The organism is Sphingomonas bisphenolicum (assembly GCF_024349785.1).
Taxonomy (GTDB): Bacteria; Pseudomonadota; Alphaproteobacteria; order Sphingomonadales; family Sphingomonadaceae; genus Sphingobium; species Sphingobium bisphenolicum.
Genome location: NZ_AP018817.1, coordinates 2,546,901 through 2,566,921, shown reverse-complemented (window position 1 = coordinate 2,566,921; position 20,021 = coordinate 2,546,901). Strand labels below are relative to the sequence as shown.

At 66.3% G+C, this 20,021-nt stretch carries 15 protein-coding genes; 10 read left to right on the top strand and 5 right to left on the bottom strand.

The window, feature by feature from the left end; translation table 11 throughout:
• Positions 1-253: 253 nt before the first annotated feature.
• Both SBA_RS12695 and SBA_RS12690 read left to right on the top strand, forming a co-directional pair.
• Positions 254-1,504 carry a lipoprotein-releasing ABC transporter permease subunit gene (locus tag SBA_RS12695; protein ID WP_261934709.1) on the top strand — a complete coding sequence of 417 codons (1,251 nt, stop codon included), beginning with the start codon at positions 254-256 and terminating at the stop codon, positions 1,502-1,504.
• Positions 1,497-2,174: an ABC transporter ATP-binding protein gene (locus tag SBA_RS12690; protein ID WP_224549508.1), complete on the top strand. Its 678-nt coding sequence runs from the start codon at positions 1,497-1,499 to the stop codon at positions 2,172-2,174. Before SBA_RS12695 ends, SBA_RS12690 begins: the two co-directional genes overlap by 8 nt.
• On the opposite strand, the gene SBA_RS12685 is transcribed toward SBA_RS12690, so the two are convergent.
• Complete coding sequence (locus tag SBA_RS12685; protein WP_261934708.1) at positions 2,171-3,979, bottom strand: diguanylate cyclase; 1,809 nt, start codon at positions 3,977-3,979, stop codon at positions 2,171-2,173. The genes SBA_RS12690 and SBA_RS12685 overlap by 4 nt on opposite strands.
• A 124-nt stretch (positions 3,980-4,103) precedes the next feature.
• Between SBA_RS12685 and dnaE the strand changes: the two genes are divergently transcribed.
• Complete coding sequence (gene dnaE / locus SBA_RS12680) at positions 4,104-7,646, top strand: DNA polymerase III subunit alpha (RefSeq protein ID WP_261934707.1); 3,543 nt, start codon at positions 4,104-4,106, stop codon at positions 7,644-7,646.
• Positions 7,647-7,715: 69 nt separating this feature from the next.
• On the opposite strand, the gene SBA_RS12675 is transcribed toward dnaE, so the two are convergent.
• The 4 genes from SBA_RS12675 to SBA_RS12660 form a co-directional block, all read right to left on the bottom strand.
• Complete coding sequence (locus SBA_RS12675; RefSeq protein WP_261934706.1) at positions 7,716-8,783, bottom strand: PA0069 family radical SAM protein; 1,068 nt, start codon at positions 8,781-8,783, stop codon at positions 7,716-7,718.
• Positions 8,784-8,894: 111 nt separating this feature from the next.
• Positions 8,895-9,422, bottom strand: coding sequence for a molybdenum cofactor biosynthesis protein B (gene moaB, locus SBA_RS12670; protein ID WP_261934705.1), 528 nt, complete (start codon positions 9,420-9,422; stop codon positions 8,895-8,897).
• The gene (locus SBA_RS12665; protein ID WP_261934704.1) at positions 9,422-11,212 is read right to left on the bottom strand and encodes a lytic transglycosylase domain-containing protein; all 1,791 of its coding nucleotides are present in this window, start codon (positions 11,210-11,212) and stop codon (positions 9,422-9,424) included. Before SBA_RS12665 ends, moaB begins: the two co-directional genes overlap by 1 nt.
• Positions 11,209-11,934, bottom strand: coding sequence for a uracil-DNA glycosylase family protein (locus SBA_RS12660; RefSeq protein WP_261934703.1), 726 nt, complete (start codon positions 11,932-11,934; stop codon positions 11,209-11,211). Before SBA_RS12660 ends, SBA_RS12665 begins: the two co-directional genes overlap by 4 nt.
• A 132-nt stretch (positions 11,935-12,066) precedes the next feature.
• Between SBA_RS12660 and SBA_RS12655 the strand changes: the two genes are divergently transcribed.
• Genes SBA_RS12655 through SBA_RS12625 form a run of 7 tightly spaced genes read left to right on the top strand, consistent with a single transcriptional unit; the run spans position 12,067 to position 19,948 of the window.
• Positions 12,067-13,719: an electron transfer flavoprotein-ubiquinone oxidoreductase gene (locus SBA_RS12655; protein ID WP_261934702.1), complete on the top strand. Its 1,653-nt coding sequence runs from the start codon at positions 12,067-12,069 to the stop codon at positions 13,717-13,719.
• Between the two features lie 19 nt (positions 13,720-13,738).
• Entirely contained in the window at positions 13,739-15,385 is a 1,647-nt protein-coding gene (locus SBA_RS12650; RefSeq protein WP_261934701.1) for a tetratricopeptide repeat protein, read from the top strand.
• On the top strand, positions 15,372-16,271 hold the full coding sequence (locus SBA_RS12645) for a 4-(cytidine 5'-diphospho)-2-C-methyl-D-erythritol kinase (RefSeq protein WP_261934700.1): 900 nt from the start codon (positions 15,372-15,374) through the stop codon (positions 16,269-16,271). The genes SBA_RS12650 and SBA_RS12645 overlap by 14 nt, the downstream gene beginning before the upstream one ends.
• A complete protein-coding gene (locus tag SBA_RS12640) occupies positions 16,268-16,984 on the top strand; it encodes an N-formylglutamate amidohydrolase (RefSeq protein ID WP_261934699.1) in 717 nt (238 codons plus the stop codon). The genes SBA_RS12645 and SBA_RS12640 overlap by 4 nt, the downstream gene beginning before the upstream one ends.
• Positions 16,963-17,358 carry a hypothetical protein gene (locus SBA_RS12635; RefSeq protein ID WP_261934698.1) on the top strand — a complete coding sequence of 132 codons (396 nt, stop codon included), beginning with the start codon at positions 16,963-16,965 and terminating at the stop codon, positions 17,356-17,358. The genes SBA_RS12640 and SBA_RS12635 overlap by 22 nt, the downstream gene beginning before the upstream one ends.
• Positions 17,355-18,746: an NAD(P)H-hydrate dehydratase gene (locus SBA_RS12630; RefSeq protein ID WP_261934697.1), complete on the top strand. Its 1,392-nt coding sequence runs from the start codon at positions 17,355-17,357 to the stop codon at positions 18,744-18,746. The genes SBA_RS12635 and SBA_RS12630 overlap by 4 nt, the downstream gene beginning before the upstream one ends.
• Positions 18,743-19,948 (top strand): class I SAM-dependent RNA methyltransferase, encoded by a 1,206-nt coding sequence (locus tag SBA_RS12625; RefSeq protein ID WP_261934696.1) that lies wholly within the window; start codon positions 18,743-18,745, stop codon positions 19,946-19,948. Before SBA_RS12630 ends, SBA_RS12625 begins: the two co-directional genes overlap by 4 nt.
• The last annotated feature ends 73 nt before the right edge of the window (positions 19,949-20,021 follow it).

The following is a 20,021-nucleotide window of genomic DNA, read 5'->3' as shown; positions in this document are numbered from 1 at the left end:
TGGCCTGCCTCGACCGCTTCTCAGCCCCCTAAGCTCGAAGCGGGATGCAGTATCCCTGAACCACGGCCTTTCACCTGTGCTTCGATTGTCTTGCTATGACCGACGCAGGGCCGAGTCACGGCCAAAATCCGGGCCGTGCTATTTTCCGTTCGTCGCTGTGGCCGTGATGCAACAATCGGGCAATGCTTGCCGTTATACGGCTCCATGCCTAGAGCGTCAGGCAGACCATCCTGCAAGGGGCCGTTCGCGCCACATGATTCTATCCCGTTACGAACGCATGATCGCCAAGCGCTACCTGCTGCCGGGCAAGGGGGAAGGGTTTATCTTCCTCGTTGCGGGCATCAGCCTGGCTGCGGTCATGCTGGGTGTCGCCGCGCTCATCATCGTCATGAGCGTCATGAACGGCTTCCGCGCCGAGCTGTTCGACAAGATCGTCGGCCTCAATGGCCATGCCGTGGTGCAGGGCTATGGCGGACGCCTGCCCGACTGGCAGTCGATCCTCAAACAGGCCCGCGCGACCCCCGGCGTCACGAAGGCAACGCCGATGATCGAGCAGCCGTTGGGTGCGATCTTCCAGGGCCGGTTCGAACCTGCCCTGGTGCGCGGCATGACGGTCGCCGACATTCGCAATAACAAGACGCTCAAGGGCAAGGTGCTGGCCGGCAGCCTCGACAATCTGACGCCTAATAGCGGCAAGGTGGGGATCGGATCGCGGCTGGCGGAAAATATGGGCGTCCAACTGGGCGACACCATCACCATCTACAACCCGGCCGGCCGTTCCACCCCCTTCGGCACGGTGCCGCGGCAGGTCGCCTATCAGGTCGCCGCGATCTTCGAGGTCGGCGTCTATGATTATGACAAGGCGATGGTCGTCATGCCGATCGAGGATGCGCAGACGCTGTTGTTGCTGGGCGATGTCGTCAGCATGATCGAGGTCGAGACGGTCGATCCCGACCGGGTGGGCCAGATATTGGAACCGCTGGCCGGCAAGGTCGCCGGACGCGCGGTCATCACGGACTGGCGGCAGATGAACGCATCGCTGTTCGAGGCGCTGGCGGTGGAGCGGGTCGCGATGTTCGTCGTTCTGTCCATCATCGTGCTGGTGGCGGTGTTCAACATCCTGTCCTCGCTCATCATGCTGGTCCGCGCCAAGACACGCGACATCGCGATATTGCGGACGATGGGGGCAAGCCGCGTCGGGCTGGTCAAGATTTTCATGACAGTCGGCGTCACCATCGGCACGCTGGGCATGGTGGCCGGCATGGTGCTGGGCTTCACCTTCCTCTTCTTCCGCCAGAATATGGTCAATGCGATCCAGTTCGTGACGGGGCAGAATCTGTGGGATCCCTCGATCCGCTTCCTGACCGAATTGCCGTCACAGCCCGATCCGATCGAGATCACGGTGATCTGCATCATGGCGCTGGTGTTCAGCTTCCTCGCCACGCTCTATCCGGCCTTCAAGGCCGCCAATACCGATCCCGTCCAGGTGCTGCGCTATGAATGATATCCTCAAAGTGACGGGCCTTGCCCGCAGCTTCACCCAGGGCGGCGTGACCATCGACGTGTTGCGCGGCATCGACCTGACCGTCGGGCCGGGCGAGATCGTCGCGCTGCTGGGGCCGTCCGGTTCGGGCAAGTCGACGCTGTTGCAGGCGGTGGGCCTGCTGGAAGGCGGGTTCGACGGGTCGATCCGCATCGCGGGCGAGGAAGCGGCGAAGCTGGACAATGACGGGCGTACCCGGCTGCGCCGGGATGCGCTGGGCTTCGTCTATCAGTTTCACCATCTGCTGCCCGATTTCAACGCGACCGAGAATGTCGTCCTGCCGCAGGTGATCCGCGACGTGGAGATGGCGGCGGCGAAGGCGCGGGCGGAACTGCTGCTGACCTCGCTGGGCCTGGGGCATCGGCTCGACCATCGGCCGAGCCAGTTGTCGGGTGGCGAGCAGCAGCGGGTGGCCGTCGCCCGCGCGCTGGCCAACAGGCCGGCGCTGGTGCTGGCGGACGAACCGACCGGCAATCTGGACGAGCGGACTGCGGACGTCGTTCTGTCCGAATTCCTGCGGCTGGTGCGGGGCGAAGGCTCCGCCGCGCTGGTGGCCACCCATAATGAGCGGCTGGCGCAGAAGATGGACCGGGTGGTCCGACTGCACGAAGGCGTCCTGGAAGGCGCTTAAGCCGCTGCGGAAGCGCCATCGCGCACGGTCGCGACCAGTATCCGGTCCCGGCCTTCCGACTTGGCGCGCAGCAACGCGGCGTCGGCGGTCTGCAACAGTCGGTCGGGCCGGCCATGATCGGGGAAGGCGGACAGGCCGAAGGAGGCCGTGATCGGTCCCAGTTCCTTGCCATGATGTCCCAGGCGCAGTTCCTGAATGCGCCGCTGAATCTGCATCGCACGGCCAAGCGCCTGATCGAGGTTGAAGCCCGGCATCAATATGACGAATTCTTCGCCGCCCAGGCGGAAGGCATGGCCGTGTTCGCGCAGCGAGTCGCCCAGCACCGCCCCCACGGCGCGCAGCACGGCGTCGCCGGCATCATGGCCATAATTGTCGTTGAAACGCTTGAAATGATCGATATCGACCATCAGGCAAGCCAGCGGCGTGCCGTGGCGATCGGCGTCATGGACCAGCGTCTGGAGCATGGTGTCGAACTGGCGCCGATTGGGCAGGCCGGTCAGCGCGTCGGCCATGGCCATTTCGCGCAATGTGTCGCGCAGGCGGAGATTGGCGAGGGCCAGGCCGACATTTTCGGCCAGCATTTCCAGATATTTTCCGGTCCGCTCCAGATGGTCGGCGTTGCTGTCGGTCGGCTCCTCATAATAGAGCATGCCGATGCTCTCGCTCTGCGCGGCGAGCGGTATGCAGATGGTGCTGACGCTTTCTGAAACGCCCAGATGCTCGCACGGAATATCGACCATGTCGCCGGTCGGCCTGTGGGTCTGGCCACGACGCAGCGCCCAACAGGCTGAAGGCGGAAATTCGATGCGCGATTGCGCGGGCGACAGCCAGTCGCAGGCTTGGGTCATGGCGTTGCGGCGAGCGTCGTGGATATAGAGCCGGCCCGGAAAATCAGGCGCGATTTCCGGGGCGAAGCGGCGCACCACATCGACCAGGTCGCTGACGCTGTCGCAGCCCTGCAATCGTTGCGTCAACCGCGATATCAGGTCGCGCATCATCCGGTCGGCGTCGCGCTCCTGCTCCAGCCGTTGTCGTTCCAGCCCGTTTTCGCGGAAGATGCGGATCGCCTGCGCCATGTCGCCGATTTCGTCGACATGGGCGGAATCGGGTGGAATGGCGTCATAATCCTGTGCCGCAAGACGCGTGACGACATCGCTCAGCCGCACGACCGGTCGCAGGATGCGTTGCTTCAGCACGAAATAGAGAACGCACAGGAAGAGCAGCGCCGTCATGCCGAGCATGATTTCGGACATGGTGCGCCATTGGCGCGCGGTATCGGTCGCGCGCGCCACCGCATGGTCGGTGCGCTGGTCGAGCATATATTGGAACTTGCCGACCTGTGCGGCGACCCGGTCCAGTTCCCGGCCATATTCGTCGCCGAACAATATGGTGCGGGCGGTCTTGTCGTCCTTGGCCTGAGCGGCCCGGATTGCGGCATCCTGTTCATCGGTCAGCGCGTCGGACCAGTGCATCGCCTGGCGCAGGGCAGCCAATTCACTCTCATTGGCGCCGGCGTCGCGCAGATGGGCGATCCGCTGCTCGACCGAACGCAGCGCCTCCTTTTCCCGGCGATAGGCGATGAGATGGCTGGGGTCGCCACTGATGACGAAGCCGCGGGCCTGCTCGGTCAGGCGATAGACATCCTCCTCCAGCGTGGCCGTCGCCTGGTCGAAGGTGGCGCGCTGCGCCACGGCGGCGCGTTCGCGCTCTTCCGCACTGGACGCCATTAACATGGTAGCGCCCGAAAAGAGGGTGAGGGCGACAGTGGCCCCATAGGCCCAGTTGGTGATCGTGGAGAGACGCATGATGCGGCCGACGATAGTGGCGACAGGTTGGCAATCCGTTAAGGATGGCCCGCAAGCGGTTTACCCACAGATTTCGTTGCCCAAGGGCTGGGACGAATCAGGCTTCGCCCCTAGATTGGCCCACATGCCTCATGCTCCCTTCGTACCACTGCGCGTCTTTTCCTCCTTCACCATGCTGGAAGGGGCGATAGACCCCAAGAAGATCGCCAAGCAGGCCAAGGCATTGGGCTTTCCGGCGGCGGCGATCACGGACCGCAACGGGCTGTACGGTTCGATGGCTTTTTCCGACGGGTGCAAGGATGAGGGCGTTCAGCCAATCATCGGCGCGATGCTGGGCGTGCTGCGGCCGGGGCGACCATCCAATGCGGCGCCGATGCACGACTGGCTGGCGCTCTACGCGCAGGACGCGACCGGATATGACAATATCTGCGCACTGGTGTCGATGGCGCATCTCGACCGGCCGGTCGAGGAAGTGCCCCATGTGACGATAGAGGCGCTAGAAGGGCGGACCGATGGCGTCATCGCGCTGACAGCGGGGGGCGAGGGCGCGCTGGCGCGGCTGTTCGCGGAGGATCAGCCCGATGCGGCCATTGCCTATGTCGCGCGGCTGGAGGCGCTGTTTCCGGGGCGGCTCTATGTCGAGATATGCCGCCGGCTCGACGCGATCGAGGGCAAGGCGGAACCGCAACTGCTCGACCTGGCCTATCATCGCGACCTGCCGCTGGTAGCGACCAATCCCACCTGCTTTGCCGAACCGCATTTTCATGAAGCGCATGACGTGATGCTGTGCATCGCCGACAGCGCCTATGTCGACATGCCCGATCGCCGCACCAGTTCGCCCGACGCCTGGATGAAGCCGGCGGGCGAGATGAAGCGGCTGTTCGAGGATCTGCCCGAGGCGCTGGCGAACACGTTGGTAGTTGCGCAGCGCTGCGCCGTGGCCGCGCCCAAGCGCAAGCCGATCCTGCCCAGCCTGGCCGGTGATATCGAGGGCGAAGCCCGGATGCTGCGCGATCTGGCGAGCGCAGGATTGGACGCGCGTCTGGCGAAGCTGGGCATCATCGCGGACGAGGCGCGCCAACCCTATGTCGAGCGCCTGAAGTTCGAGACGGACATCATCATCCAGATGGGGTTTCCGGGCTATTTCCTGATCGTCGCCGACTTCATCAAATGGGCGAAGGACCATGATATTCCTGTGGGTCCGGGCCGTGGGTCCGGCGCCGGATCGGTTGTCGCCTGGGCGCTGCTGATCACCGATCTCGATCCGTTGCAGCTCGGCCTGCTGTTCGAACGCTTCCTGAACCCGGAACGCGTGTCGATGCCCGACTTCGACATCGATTTCTGCGAAACCCGGCGCGGCGAGGTGATCCGTTACGTCCAGCAGAAATATGGCGCGGACCATGTGGCGCAGATCATCACTTTCGGTAAGCTGAAGGCGCGCGCCGTGCTCAAGGACACCGGCCGCGTATTGCAGATGAGCTATGGCCAGGTCGACCGGCTCGCCAAGCTGGTGCCGAACCATCCGACCGATCCCTGGACGCTGGAGCGGTCGTTGAATGGGGTCGCCGAGTTCCGGGCGGAATATGACAATGACAATCAGGTCCGCCGCCTGATCGACTATGCAATGAAGCTGGAAGGCTTCCCGCGTCATAGCTCCACCCATGCGGCGGGCGTGGTGATCGGCGACCGGCCGTTGCAGCAACTGGTGCCGCTCTATCGCGATCCGCGATCGGACATGCCGGTGACCCAGTTCGACATGAAATATGTCGAGGGCGCGGGGCTGGTGAAGTTCGACTTTCTCGGCCTCAAGACGCTGTCGGTGTTGCAGAAGGCGGTGCAGTTGCTGACCGCGCGGGGCGTGACCGTCGGTCTGGATACGCTCGCCTGGGACGACAGCGCGGTTTACGATCTGCTCCAGCGTGGCGACACGGTGGGTGTGTTCCAGTTGGAATCGGAAGGGATGCGCAAGACGCTGGCCGCAGTACGGCCGACCAATTTCGGCGACATCATCGCCCTCGTCTCGCTCTACCGCCCTGGCCCGATGGACAATATTCCGATGTTCGGGCGTCGCAAGAATGGCCAGGAAGAGATTGAATATCCCCATATTCTGCTGAAGCCGATCCTCGAAGAAACCTACGGCATCTTCGTCTATCAGGAACAGGTGATGCAGGCCGCGCAGATATTGGCCGGCTATTCGCTCGGCGACGCCGACCTGCTGCGCCGCGCCATGGGCAAGAAGGTGAAGGCGGAGATGGACGCGCAGCGCTCGCGCTTCGTCGAGGGCTGTGCCGCGAGCGACATCAAGCCGGCCAAGGCGAACGAACTGTTCGACTTGATCGACAAGTTCGCCGGCTATGGCTTCAATAAATCGCACGCGGCCGCCTATGCGCTGCTCGCTTATCAGACCGCCTGGCTGAAGGCGCATTATCCGGCGGAATTCTATGCCGGGTCGATGGCGTTCGACATCCATCTGACCGAAAAACTGACGGTCTTCGTGGACGATATGCGGCGCATGGGGCTGACCTGCCTGGCGCCCGATCTCAACCGCAGCCAGGCCGACTTCACCGTCGAGGCCGTGCCGTGTGAGGGCGAGGACAAGCGACTGGGCTTCGCCGTGCGCTATGCGCTGGGGGGCCTCAAGGGTGTGGGCGAGAAGGCGATGGAGCAGTTGGTCGCCGAGCGTGAGGCGGCGGGGCCGTTCCAGTCGCTGGACGACTTCGCCGACCGGATCGAACCACGGTTGCTGAATCGGCGGCAGTTGGAAAGCCTGGCGGCGGCGGGGGCGTTCGATGGCGTCCATGCCGACCGAGCGGGCGTTCATGCAGCGGCGGAAACCATTTTGTCGGTGGCGTCGAGCAATGCAGCGGCGCGCGAAAGCGGGCAGGGCGGCTTGTTCGGCGACGTGGAGACGCCGCATGCCGACGTCCGCATTCCGCCGCATCAGGCCTGGACCGTGGCGGACCGCATGGCGCAGGAAAAGGAGGCGTTCGGTTTCTACTTCTCGGCCCATCCGGTCGATCGTTACAAGCATCTCGCCGATGCGCGAGGTGCGCGCAGCTATGGCGCCGTGTGTCAGGCGCCCATGCCCGCGCCCAATGCCGAAGGGCGGGCGATGACGATCATGGCGGCGATGGTCGAGGATGTGCGCTGGCGCGAAACGAAGCGCGGGGCGCGCTACGCCAACGCGACCTTCTCCGACCAGAGCGGCCAGTTTCAGGCGAGTTGCTTCGATGAGGGCGCTTGCAAGGCGATCGAGGAACTGGCGGCCGATGGCGATTGCGCGCTGCTGGTCGTGGAACTGGACCGGTTGCCGGGCGAGGAAACGCCGCGCGTGACGGTGCGGGGGGTCGAGCCGTTCCGGGCGATCGCCAGCGCGTCGCGCATGGAATTGACGGTCGATGTGGAGACCCCGCAGGCGGTCGAGGCGCTGGCGACCTTGCTCGCTGGTGCAAGCGGTGGACGGAGCGAGGTATTCCTGCGCGCGCCGGTGGGCGAGGGGCAGGCGGCGCGGCTGTTCCTGGGCGACACCTATAGCCTGGGCGCGGATCAGGTAGATGCGATCTCTACGATCAAGGGGCTGTCGATCCACTGCTTCGAGCGGATGGATGTGAAGGCGGACGGCTACAAGACGCGCACGCGGCGAACGGCGATGCGGTTGGTGGGGTGATTGCGGCGGGTTTTGCGCTGTCGTTTTGGGACCATAGTCGGCCACCCAAAGCCGTCCGAACAACGGAGGCTAAAATAACCGCATCTGTGCGCCTTCGGGTGGGCGGAAGAGGTCGGTGCGCAGGGTCAGCCGTTCCGCGCCAAGGCCTGCGCGTTTGCGGGCCTTGCTGAAGCGGGTGCGGATGAGGTCGGCCCAGACGCCCTGTCCGCGCATCCGGGTGCCGAAATCGGGGTCGTTGTCGCGGCCGCCGCGCAGGTCGCGGATGATCGCCATCACCTTGGCCGCGCGATCGGGATAATGGGCGTCTAGCCAGGCGCGGAACAGCGGCGCGACCTCGTGCGGCAGGCGGACGGGGATGTAGCTGACCTCTCGTGCGCCCGCCTGCGCGACGCGGGCGACCAGCGCTTCGATCTCATGGTCGGTGATGGCGGGGATGACCGGCGAGATGCTGGCGGTGACGGGGATGCCGGCGGCCGATAGCTGGCGGATCGCTTCGATCCGGCGCAGCGGATGCGGCGCGCGGGGTTCCAGGGTGTGGGCGATGGCGGGGTCAAGGCTGGTGACGGAGAGCATGACGGCAACCAGCCGGTCGCGCGCCAGATCGGCGAGCAGGTCGATGTCGCGCACTATGCGGTCGGACTTGGTGGTGATGAAGGTCGGGTGGCGGGTTTCGACCAGCAATTCCAATATATCCCGCGTGATCCGCCAATCCTTTTCGATCGGTTGATAGGGGTCGGTGTTCGTGCCCATGGCGATGGGCGCGACGACATAGTTGCGCTTCGACAGTTCGGCGCGCAGCAGCTTTGCGGCATCGGGCTTGGCGAACAATCTGGTTTCGAAATCGAGGCCGGGGGACAGGTCGTGATAGGCATGGGACGGGCGCGCGAAGCAATAGATGCAGCCATGTTCGCACCCCCGATAGGCGTTGATCGATTGGGAAAAGCCGATGTCGGGGCTGGCGTTGCGCGTGAGGATCGTGCGGGGATGTTCAACCGTGACCTGGGTGCGGCGGCGCGGGACAGGGCCGTCCAGTTGCTCGACCGTATCGAGCCAGTCGCCGTCGGCCTCCCGCTGGGGGAGGTTGAAGCGGTGGCTGTCGCCGTTCAGCGTTGCGCCTCTGCCCCTTTCGATCGCCATGGCACATAAGAACATATAAGGAACAACGTGTCAATTGAGACCACAAGTGCAACAGCAGTACGGCATCCAGCATTTCATTAATTGGCTAACTAATGAAATGCCGGACCGGCCTTACAGCTCCATCAGCCGCGGCATCAGTTCGACGAAGTTGCAGGGGCGGAAACGGCTGTCGAGTTGGGTGACGAGGATGCCGTCCCAGGCGTCCTTCACCGCGCCGGTCGAGCCGGGCAGCGCGAAGATATAGGTGCCGCGGGCGACGCAGGCGGTGGCGCGCGACTGGATGGTGGAGGTGCCGATGCTCTGGTAGCTGAGCCAGCGGAACAGCTCGCCAAAACCGGGGATTTCCTTGTCCTGCACCTGGGCGAGCGCTTCCGGCGTGACGTCGCGGCCGGTGACGCCGGTGCCGCCAGTGGTGAGGATGACGTCGATCTGCGGATCGTCGATCCAGGCATGGAGGCGGGCGACGATGGCGGACCGATCGTCGCGCTCGATATAGCGGGCGGCGAGGATATGGCCGGCGCTTTCCAGCCGTTCGATCAGCGCATCGCCGGAGCGGTCCTCGGCGATGCCGCGTGTGTCGGAGACGGTGAGGACGGCGATCCGGACGGGAATGAAGGCCCGGCCCTCGTCGATCGGCATCAGTCGGAACCGCCACCCATGGCGGCGGAAGGCTGGGCGCGGCCGTCGGCCTTGCTGAGCCGTACCAGCTTCACGCCCTTGGCATTGGGGAAGGTCGGCCACATGCCCTGCGCCATGCCGGTCAGGCAATCGGCGCTGCCCTTCGCCTGGATCTGGTACATCCAGTAGTTGCGCATGACGATGTTCACATAGGCGCGGGTTTCATAATAGGGCAGCGATTCCATGAACAGCAGCGGATCGCCCTTGTCATGGACCTGCGTGTTCCAGCGATCGACCGGCTGCGGGCCGGCATTATAGGCGGCCATCACCTTGGGCAGCAGGCCGCCGGTCGCGCTCATGTCGCGCAGCGATTCCAGATAGCGCTGGCCATATTCCATGTTGGTGGACGGCACGAAGAGTTGCGATGCGTTGGTGAGGCCCACATCGCCGGCGGTGCCGGGACGGACCTGCATCAGGCCGCGTGCGCCCGCGCTGCTGACGACGTCCGAGCGGAAGCCCGATTCCTGGAGCGTGTGGGCGTAAATGAGCGAGGGATCGACGCGCCAGCCGCCATCGGGGCGCCAGTCGGGCGCGGGGAAGCGGGCGAAGCTGTCGGGCTGCTTGCCCGCCGGGCCGTTATGGGCGAGCCAGAGCTGGGTCGCGGGCAGGTTCAGGGCGCTGGCAAGGCGCAGCAGCGCGTCATATTGGTCGCTGCCGCCGATCTTGGCCTGATAGCGGATCAGTTCGTCGGCGCGGCCGTTGTCGCCGATCGCGGACAGGGCGATCGCGGCGCGGGCATTGGGGCTGGCCCGGAGCTTCTGCCATTCGAGCGCGCCGAAGCGGCTGCCGACCGGCGCGGCGCCGAGCGGCAGGCCGAGCGATTCGCGGGCGAGCAGGCCGTAGAAGGTTTCGTCCGAACGGGCCGCCTGCCTGAGATAGGCGGCGACCTTCTCCGCTTCGCCGCAGACCATATAGGCGCGCGAGGCCCAATAGGCGCCGGCGGCGCGCATGTCGGCGTCGCCCGCCAGTGCGGCCACATTGGCGAAGGCCGGTGCGGCGGTGCGGCAGTCATTCTGGCGCCACGACGCAAGGCCAGTGGTCCAGTGCGCCTGCACCGTCCAGTCGCCGCCGGTTCGGGTTTCGAGCGCGCGCGCGGCCATGCGGCGGGCGTTGCCATCGTCATTTTCGATATAATAGGCCCAGGCGACGCGCTGGCGCACCTCGGTCAGCCCTTCGGACGTCAGGCCCGCTTCGCCGGTGGCCAGCAGGCCTTCCGCGCCGATCGGGTCGTCATTCTTCACATGGGTCTGGATTTGGCCGGCGAGCGCCTGTGCCAGCGTATCGGTCTTGGTCGCGGCGACATATTGGCGGCGCGGGGCTGCGCCGAGCCAGACCATTTTTTGAATCTGGGGCAGGGTCGGCAGGATAGTCGCGCCGCGCTTCTGCGCCAGGCGGGATAGTTGGTCCGCCTTGGGCAGCCAGGCGGCCTTGTTGATGAGGTCGAGCAGGTCGAACAATTCGACCCGCGGCGATCCCTTCGCCAGATAGATTTCGGACAGCGCCAGCGGACGGACGGCGTCCTGCGGATCGAGCGCGGCGACCATCGCCTTGGCGTCGGTCCATTGCTGCGCCTGGATCGCGGCGAACAAGGCGCGGTAGCGGGCCTTGTCCCCATCGCTCAGTTGCAGCGGCGAAGATTCGGTCGAGAGGGTCGGCAGGACCGGGGCGGTTTCGGCGCTGGCGGGAAGCGCGGGGGCCAGGCCCATGGCAATCAGGGCGAAACGGGAAATTTGGGTCGCGGCGCGAATCACGGACGGGCTTCCTCGATCAGGCTTTGCAGGGCGCGCCAGCATTCCGCCTTGGCTGTCGGCTGGGTCAGCAGCAACCGGGGGTGAAATGTGGCGACGGCGGGCACAATGCCGCCATCATGATTAAATTGGCGTAAACTATCGGGCGATGCGGCACCGTCCGTCGGCATCAGCGCACGGATCGTCCGGTCGCCCAGCAGCAGCAGCCGGCGCGGAAGGGCCAGCGCGACATGGGTGCGCATCCGATCGGCTGCGAGGGCAAGATCGGACGCCTCCACCATGCCGCCGGGCGGGCGGGCGGTGAAGAGCGAGGCGAGATGGATGGCGTCGCGATCGAGGCCGATCGCCCGCAGCATCGCATCGAACAACTGGCCGGCGCGATCGGCGAGCAATCGGCCTTCGGAGATATCGGCAGGATCGGGCAGGTCGGTGACGACCATCAGCGCTGCCGGCGTTTTGCCCACCGGCACGATCCGTGTGCCGGCCCAGCGCCGTTCGGGCTGGGACGGATCATTGGCGAGCCAGTCAAGGAACGATTCGAGCGTTCGCGGCTTCTCCTTGACGGGCGCTGCGATCGCGGCGGCCGCCATGCCGGATGGGCGCGCAGCGACGGGGCGCAGCCAGTTCACTGGCGATTCGCCTATGGCGCTGTCAACGCCTGCGAGCTGCCACCACGCCAGATAGGCGTCGGCGGTCGCCGCATCATCCTGCAATAATCCCCGCATCACGAACAGTTAGGGCCAGAGGTTGACGAGGGGGTCAAGGTGCTTCATCGCCTTCGATGGTAAAGTGTTGGACTAATGCGGCGATTGGAGAGGACGGGGTGCAGCCCGCCGATCGCCCCAATGGAGGGATGAATGAGCGAACGGGAATCGATGCCCTATGACATCGTGATCGTCGGCGGTGGGCCGGCCGGTCTGTCGGCGGCCATCCGATTGAAGCAATTGGCGAATGATGCGGGCCAGGAACTCGCGGTCTGCGTTCTGGAAAAGGGGTCGGAAATCGGCGCCCATATCCTGTCCGGGGCGGTGATCGATCCCAAGGCGCTCGACGAATTGCTGCCTGACTGGCGCGAGATGGGCTGTTCGCTGGCCGATGTGCCGGTGACGGACAACCAGCACTGGTTCCTGACCAAAACCGGCAAGATCGCCATGCCGCACATGATGACGCCGGGGTGGATGCATAATAAGGGCACCTATACCGGATCGCTGGGCAATCTGTGCCGCTGGCTGGGCGAGCAGGCCGAGGGGCTGGGCGTGGAAATCTTTCCCGGCTTCGCGGCGGCCGAAATCCTCTATAATGAGGATGGCAGCGTGAAGGGCGTCGCCACCGGCGACATGGGCATCGACCGCGAAGGCAACCGGAAGGGCGACTATCAGCCCGGCCTGGAACTGCACGCCAAATATACCTTCTTCGCCGAAGGCGCGCGCGGCCACCTGACCAAGATATTGAAGCGCCAGTTCGCCCTCGACGCCGACAGCGAGCCGCAGGTCTATGGCCTGGGCATGAAGGAATTGTGGGACATCGATCCCGCTATGTATCGGCCGGGGCTGGTGATCCATTCGCAGGGCTGGCCGCTGACCGATGCCTATGGCGGGGGATTTCTCTACCATCAGGCCAATGGACAGGTGGCGTTGGGCTTCGTCGTGGGACTGGGCTATCGCAACCCGCATCTCTATCCGTTCGAAGAGTTCCAGCGCTGGAAGCAGCATCCTGAAATTCGCAAATATCTGGAGGGCGGGCGTCGCGTCTCCTATGGCGCGCGCGCGATCAACGAGGGTGGCTGGCAGTCGATCCCCAAGCTGGCCTTCCCCGGCGGCGCGCTGATCGGCTGTTCGGCGGGCTTCGTGAATGTGCCGCGGATCAAGGGCACGCATACGGCGATGAAGTCCGGCATGCTGGCGGCCGAGGCGGCGTTCGAGGCGATTCAGAACGAGCGCGCCCGCGACGTTCTGGACGATTATGAATTGCGCCTGCGGTCGAGCTGGATCGCGGACGAATTGAAGCTGGTGAAGAATGCCGAGCCTTTGCTGTCGAAGTTCGGTGGGACGATCGGCACGCTGCTGGCAGGCATCGACATGTGGATGCGCACGCTCAAGATCGGCCTGCCCTTCACGATGAAGCACAAGGCCGACAATGAGAAGATCTGGCCCAAGGACGCCTGCGCGAAGATCGCCTATCCCAAGCCCGATGGCGTGGTGAGTTTCGACCGCCTGTCGTCGGTGTTCCTGTCCAACACCAATCATGAGGAGGACCAGCCGGTTCATTTGCAGCTCAAGGATCCGGCGATCCCGATCAGCTACAATCTTCCCCTTTATGACGAGCCGGCGCAGCGTTACTGTCCGGCGGGTGTCTATGAAGTGGTCGGTCAGGAAGAGGGCAATCCCCGGTTCCAGATCAACGCGCAGAATTGCGTCCACTGCAAGACGTGCGACATCAAGGACCCGACCCAGAATATCAACTGGGTCGTACCCGAAGGCGGCGGAGGACCGAATTATCCGAACATGTAAGCGCCTGACCCTGTTGCTGATGCTGACGACCCCGGCGATGGTTCCGACCATGGCGGGGGCGTCGGTCGATCCCGCCATGGTGGGAAATGGCGCGCTCCATGCCTATGCGAGGGCGCGAATGGCGGACGGGGACGGCGCGCTGGGGCTGGCGGTCGCCAGCTATCGCGAGGCGCTGAAACAAGACCCGGCGCGGATCGAGATCGCCCGGCGATCCTATGTGCAGGCGCTGGAGAGCGGGGACCGGTTGCTGGCGCGGCAGTCGGCCGCGTTGCTGGACCGGGCGGGGGCGCTGCCGCGCGACGGCACGCTGCTGCTGATCGGTGAAGCGCTGACGGCCAAGGATTGGGCCAGCGCGCGCGCATTGACCGACCGGATGCTGGAGGAAGGCAATTTCGCTTTCCTCACGCCCATCGTCCGTAGCTGGATATCGCTGGGCGAGGGGCAATATGCGCCGCCGGTGATCGACGGCAAGGATCGGTTCGCGGCGCTGGGTTTGCGCTATGCCGACGAGCATATGGCGTTGCAGGCGCTGGCGCGCGGCGATCTGGCGACGGCGGCGCCAGCGACGCGGCGGGCGCTGGCCGTGCGCAGTGGCGATGGCGCGGCGTTGCGGCTCGCCTTTGCCGGGCAATTCGCGGCGCGGCGCGCGAAGGCGGAGGCCTTGACCCTGTTGCCGGTCGGCAGCGCCAGCTTCGCGCGGGCGCGCGCCGACATCGAAAAGGGCAAGGGGTTGAAGGCGGCGGGCGCGGCGACGACGCCGGCGCAGGGCTTTGCGCGCTTGCTGGCGCGGCTGGCGGTCGACGTGTCGTCCGATTCCAGCGGTTCGGCGCTGGGGTTGCGGCTGGCGCGGATCGCGACCTTCGCCGATCCCGACGGTCCGGAAATCCACATCGTGTCGGCCCGGTTGCTGACGGCGCAGGGCCATGCGGCGGGCGGCGTCGCCGAAGCGGGGATGGTGCCGGCCAATGGCTGGTATGGCGCCCTCGCGCAGGCCGAACTGATCGACGCGCTGGCGGCGGCTGGCGACATGGATGGCGCGCTGGCGCTGGCCCGCGTGCAGGCGGCGGAGCCGGGCGCGGAGGCGGAGCGGCAGGTGCGGTTGGGGCGTTTATTGGCGCAGAAGCAGGATTTCGACGGTGCGGCGACGGCGTTCCGGGCGGCACAGGCCGGCTATGAAGGCGACCAGTTGCCCTGGACGCTGCTGCTGTTCGAGGGCAGCGCGCTGGAACAGGGCAAAAGATGGGACGAGGCGCGTGCGGTGCTGGAACGTGCGGCGAAGATCGCGCCCAATGAGCCGGTGATCCTCAACTATCTGGGCTATGCGCAAATCGAGCGGCGGCAGAATGTCGAGGCGGCGCTGGAATTGCTCAAAAAGGCGAGCGCGCTCAAGCCGCAGGATGCGTCGATCACCGACTCGCTGGGCTGGGCGCAGTTCGTGACCGGCAATGTCGACGCGGCGGTGCCGGTATTGGAGCGCGCGGCGGCGGCGGCGCCGACCGACAGCACGATCAACGAACATCTGGGTGATGCTCTGTGGGTTGCGGGGCGGCGGTATGAGGCGCGTTACGCCTGGGCGGCCGCGTCGGTCTTTGCCGAGGGCGACGTCGCCACGCGGCTGGCGGCGAAGCGCAAGATGGGGATGAGGCCCGAATATGCCGCACCCTGACGGGAAAATGGACGCGCAGATCGGGCTGGTCGATGCGCCCGTCACCGAGATCGCCTATGCCAAGGTCAATGTCGCGCTGCATGTACGGGCGCGGCGCGACGATGGCTATCATGCTCTGGAGAGCCTGTTCGTCTTCGCGGAGCATGGCGACCGGTTGCAGGGACAGGCGACCGACGATGGCGCGATCGACCTGGCGATCGACGGGCCATTCGGGGCGGCGCTGGGCGCGGATGCGGACAATCTGGTGGTGCGGGCGGCGCGGGCGTTGCAGGCCTATCTGGGCGAGCAGCGCGGCGCGGCGATACGGCTGACCAAATATCTGCCGGTGGCGTCCGGTATCGGCGGCGGGTCGGCGGATGCGGCGGCCACGCTGCGGTTGCTGGCGCAATTGTGGGATGTGCGGATCGAGGCCGGGGAGCTGGCGGGGCTGGCGCTGGACCTGGGATCGGACGTGCCGGCCTGTGTCGCCAGCGTGACGCAGATGGTCGGGGGGCGCGGCGAAAGGCTGGCGCGCCATGCCGTGGACGGGCTGGAGGGATGTCCGATGCTGCTGGTCAATCCCGGCGTCGGCGTGTCGACGGCGCAGATATTCGCCGGTTGGGACCGGGTGGATCGTGGTCCGCTCGACGGGTCCAGCCTGGAGGCGCTGCGCGACGGGGCGCGCAACGATCTGGAAGCGCCGGCGCTGGCGATCGCGCCGGTCATTGGCGATGTGCTGGCGATGTTGGCGGTGCAGGAGGATCTACTGCTGGCGCGGATGTCGGGATCGGGCGCGACCTGCTTTGCGCTGTTTCGTAGCGATCGCGCTCTGGCGGCGGCGGCGCAGGCGGTGCGGCAAGCCAATCCCGGTTGGTGGGTGATGGAAACGCGGATCAGGAGCGCATGAGCGAAGCCTATAATCAGATTGACGGCGGCGGACTGGATCTGCTGATCGTGGGCGATCATGCGTCAGCCCATGTGCCGGACGATATCGAACTGGGTATCGACCCGGCGTTGCTACGCGAACATATCGCGATCGACATCGGCGTGGCGGAAGTCAGCCGGTTGCTGGCCGGGCAGTTGGGCTGCACCGCGATATTGGGCGGCGTGTCGCGGCTGGTGATCGACCTCAACCGCGAGGAGGACGCGCCGGGCCTGCTGCCGGTGATGAGCGATGGCCATGCGATCCCCGGCAACCGCGATGCGGATCTGGCCGACCGGATGATGCGCTTTCACCATCCCTATCATCATCGGGTCGCGACGCTGCTGGAGGGCATGGGGTCGCCCTTCATCCTGTCGGTTCATAGTTTTACGCCCCTGCTGGCGAGCGATCCGGGGCAGCAGCGGCCATGGGATATCGGTGTGCTCTACAATCAGGACGATCGCGCCGGGCGGATCGCGATTCCCTTGCTGGAGGCGGCGGGGCTGAAGGTCGGCGACCAGTTGCCCTATGCCGGTACATTGCTCAATGCGACGATGAACCGCCATGCCGAATCCAATGGCATCCCCTATCTGGCCGTGGAGATGCGGCAGGATCTGGTCGGTGATGCCGAGGGGCAAGCGCGCTTCGCGTCGATATTGGGACCGGCGGTGCTGGCATGCAGGAGCCGATTGGCATGATATGGGGCGGCATAGCATTGGCGGTGCTGGTGCTGCTGGCGGGCTGCGGTCGGGAGGCGCCCTCTTCCGGGAACCAGTCCGGTGCTGTGGCGGATGCGGCTCCGGTCGATGACGGCAAGGCGGATTGCGCGCTGGCGGGGTCGGACGCGTGGGCGCGCGATTGCCTGGTCGAGCGCGTCGGCGCCATGTTGACGCTCCGGCATCCTGATGGTGGTTTCCGGCGCTTTCGCGTGCTGGCGGACGGGCGCGGGCTGGAGGCGGCCGATGGCGCGGAGGCGGCGACGCTGAGCATATTGGACGACAAGCGGATAGAAGTCGTCACGGGCGACGATCGCTATCGGCTGCCGGCGCGGATCGCCGGTTCCGGGCGATGACCGGCGGGCCGATCCTGACGGCCGCGCAGATGCGCGCGGCGGAGCAGGCGGCTTTCGACGCGGGCATCGACGACTATGGATTGATGGAGACGGCGGGCGCGGCGGCGGCGGAGATCATCTGGCGGGTTGGGCATCGGCGCGATGCGCTGATATTGTGCGGGCCGGGCAATAATGGCGGCGACGGCTATGTCATCGCTCGGATATTGCGCGACCGAGGTGCGCCGGTGCGGGTAGCGGCCCTGGGCGAAAGCCGCACCGTGTCGGGTCAGCGTGCGCGGGCGGCATGGGGCGGACCGGTCGAGGATATGATGACCGCCGCGCCGGCGACGCAACTGGTCGATGCGCTGTTCGGCACCGGGCTGACGCGCGGGCTGGACGATGCCGTGGCGGCGCGGCTCTGTGCGCTGGTCGGCACGGCGGCGGTCAGCCACGCCATCGACCTGCCGAGCGGGGTCGAGACCGATAGCGGCGCGATCCTGTCCGCCGTGCCACGTTTCGGCACCTGCATCGCGTTGGGCGCCTGCAAACCTGCGCATATGTTGCAACCGGCGGCGGGGCATAGCGGGCGATTGGTGCTGGCGGATATAGGCATAACGGTGTCGAGCGCAGTGCATCGGTTGGGCGCGCCCATTCTTTCGGCGCCGGCGGCCGACGCGCATAAATATACGCGCGGCCTGGTGGCGGTGGTCGGTGGCGCGATGCCGGGTGCTAGCCTGCTGGCCAGCATCGCGGCGGCCCATTCCGGGGCGGGGTCGGTGCGGCGCTTTGCTGTCGATCGACCGATCGTCGGCCCGCACGCCGTCGTCAATCTGCGGATCGAAGCGCCCGAGGGGATCGGCGAGGCGCTGGCGGACGAACGGATCGACGTCGTGCTGGTCGGGCCGGGACTGGGGCGGGACGCCGATGGCCGGGCGCGGCTGGCGGCGGCGATGGACGCTGGTCATGCTCTGGTGCTGGACGCCGATGCGCTGACCTTGCTGGGCGGAGAGGGCGCGCGCGCCATTCCTGCGGGCGCGATCCTGACGCCGCATGAGGGCGAGTTCCGGCGGCTGTTCGGGGACTTGCCCGGCAGCAAGATCGATCGGGCGCTGGTCGCGGCACGACAATCGGATGCGGTCGTGGTGTATAAAGGCGCGGACAGCGTGGTCGCCGCGCCGGACGGGCGAGCAGCGGTAGCGACGGGCGCTTCGACCTGGCTGTCGACAGCGGGGACCGGCGATGTGCTGGCGGGGCTGTGCGCCGGGCGGCTGGCGGCGACGGGCGATCCCATTCGCGCGGCGTGCGAGGCGGTGTGGTTGCATGGCGAGGCGGCGCGGCGGGCCGGGCCGGCCTTTGTCGCGGATGATTTGCTTGGCGCGCTGCCAGCGGCTATCGCCGCGCGATTGTGACAGATACCGATCTAGACATCATCATCCGCATCGCCGCCAAGGGCGATGGCATCACGGCCGACGGCCGCCATTTCCCGCTGACCGCACCGGGCGACCGGATCGGCCCCGGTGGGTTCGTCATCGCCGGACCGCATCATGTCGATCCGGCCTGCACTCATTTCCCGGCTTGTGGCGGGTGCCAGATCCAGCAACTGGACGAGGTAAGCTATGCAGATTTCGTGACGGCGCGGGTGACCGGCGCGTTGGCGGGGCAGGGCGTGGTGCCTGTTACCGTACTGCCGCCCCATATCTCCCCGCCGATGACGCGGCGGCGCGCGGCGTTGCGGGCCGCGCGGGCGGGCAAGCGCGTGACCATCGGCTTTGCCGAGGGGGGCAGTCACCGGCTGATCGACCTGGAGATGTGTGCGGTGCTCGATCCGCGGCTGTTCGCTCTGGTGGCGCCGCTGCGGGGGCTGCTGGCGACGATCCTGCCCGATAAACGGGCTGCGCATGTGAAGATGTCGCTGGTCGACCAGGGCGTCGATCTGCTGCTGGAGGGGGTAAAGGTCGAGGGGCTGGCGGCGGACGAGGCGCTGGGCGACTTTGCGCGGGCGCACGGGCTGGCGCGGCTGACCATCGATGAGGGCGATGGCGCGCAAACGCGCTGGGAGCCGGAGGCGGCGACGATCAGCTTCGGCGGCGTGCCGGTGGGTTTTCCGCCCTTCGCCTTCCTGCAGGCGACGCCCGATGGCGAGGCGGCGCTGGTCGGCGCGGTGCGCGATGCGCTGCCGGAGACGGGGGCGATCGCCGATCTGTTCGCCGGCCTTGGCACCTTTGCGCTGGCGCTGGGCGACGGGCGTCCGGTTTATGCCGGCGAGGGCGCGCGGGATGCGATCCTTTCGCTCAAGCTCGCGGCCGGGCGGGCGCAACGACGGTTGGCGGCAGATCATCGCGACCTGTTCCGGCGGCCGCTGACCCCCGAAGAGTTGAACCGCTTTGCCGCAGTGATCCTGGATCCGCCGCGAGCGGGCGCGCGCGAGCAGGTGTTGCAACTGGCGGCGTCGGCCGTGCCGGTCGTCGCCTATGTGTCCTGCAATCCGGCAAGCTTCGCGCGCGATGCGGCGCATCTGACGGCGGCCGGCTATCGGCTCGACAGTGTCAAGCCGGTGGGCCAGTTCCGCTGGACGACCCATGTCGAACTGGTCGGCATCTTCCGCAGATAAGACAATCCCTCGCCGCGAGGGGGGAGCGGCGAGGGATTGGCAGTTTCTCTATGTTCCGGCTCGTGGCTGGCCG

Coding starts and splice junctions, on each gene's coding strand:
- SBA_RS12695 (WP_261934709.1), top strand. CDS start 254: ATGATTCTATCCCGTTACGAACGCATGATCGCCAAGCGCTACCTGCTG.
- SBA_RS12690 (WP_224549508.1), top strand. CDS start 1,497: ATGAATGATATCCTCAAAGTGACGGGCCTTGCCCGCAGCTTCACCCAG.
- SBA_RS12685 (WP_261934708.1), bottom strand. CDS start 3,979: ATGCGTCTCTCCACGATCACCAACTGGGCCTATGGGGCCACTGTCGCC.
- dnaE (WP_261934707.1), top strand. CDS start 4,104: ATGCCTCATGCTCCCTTCGTACCACTGCGCGTCTTTTCCTCCTTCACC.
- SBA_RS12675 (WP_261934706.1), bottom strand. CDS start 8,783: ATGGCGATCGAAAGGGGCAGAGGCGCAACGCTGAACGGCGACAGCCAC.
- moaB (WP_261934705.1), bottom strand. CDS start 9,422: ATGCCGATCGACGAGGGCCGGGCCTTCATTCCCGTCCGGATCGCCGTC.
- SBA_RS12660 (WP_261934703.1), bottom strand. CDS start 11,934: ATGCGGGGATTATTGCAGGATGATGCGGCGACCGCCGACGCCTATCTG.
- SBA_RS12655 (WP_261934702.1), top strand. CDS start 12,067: ATGAGCGAACGGGAATCGATGCCCTATGACATCGTGATCGTCGGCGGT.
- SBA_RS12650 (WP_261934701.1), top strand. CDS start 13,739: ATGCTGACGACCCCGGCGATGGTTCCGACCATGGCGGGGGCGTCGGTC.
- SBA_RS12645 (WP_261934700.1), top strand. CDS start 15,372: ATGCCGCACCCTGACGGGAAAATGGACGCGCAGATCGGGCTGGTCGAT.
- SBA_RS12640 (WP_261934699.1), top strand. CDS start 16,268: ATGAGCGAAGCCTATAATCAGATTGACGGCGGCGGACTGGATCTGCTG.
- SBA_RS12635 (WP_261934698.1), top strand. CDS start 16,963: ATGCAGGAGCCGATTGGCATGATATGGGGCGGCATAGCATTGGCGGTG.
- SBA_RS12630 (WP_261934697.1), top strand. CDS start 17,355: ATGACCGGCGGGCCGATCCTGACGGCCGCGCAGATGCGCGCGGCGGAG.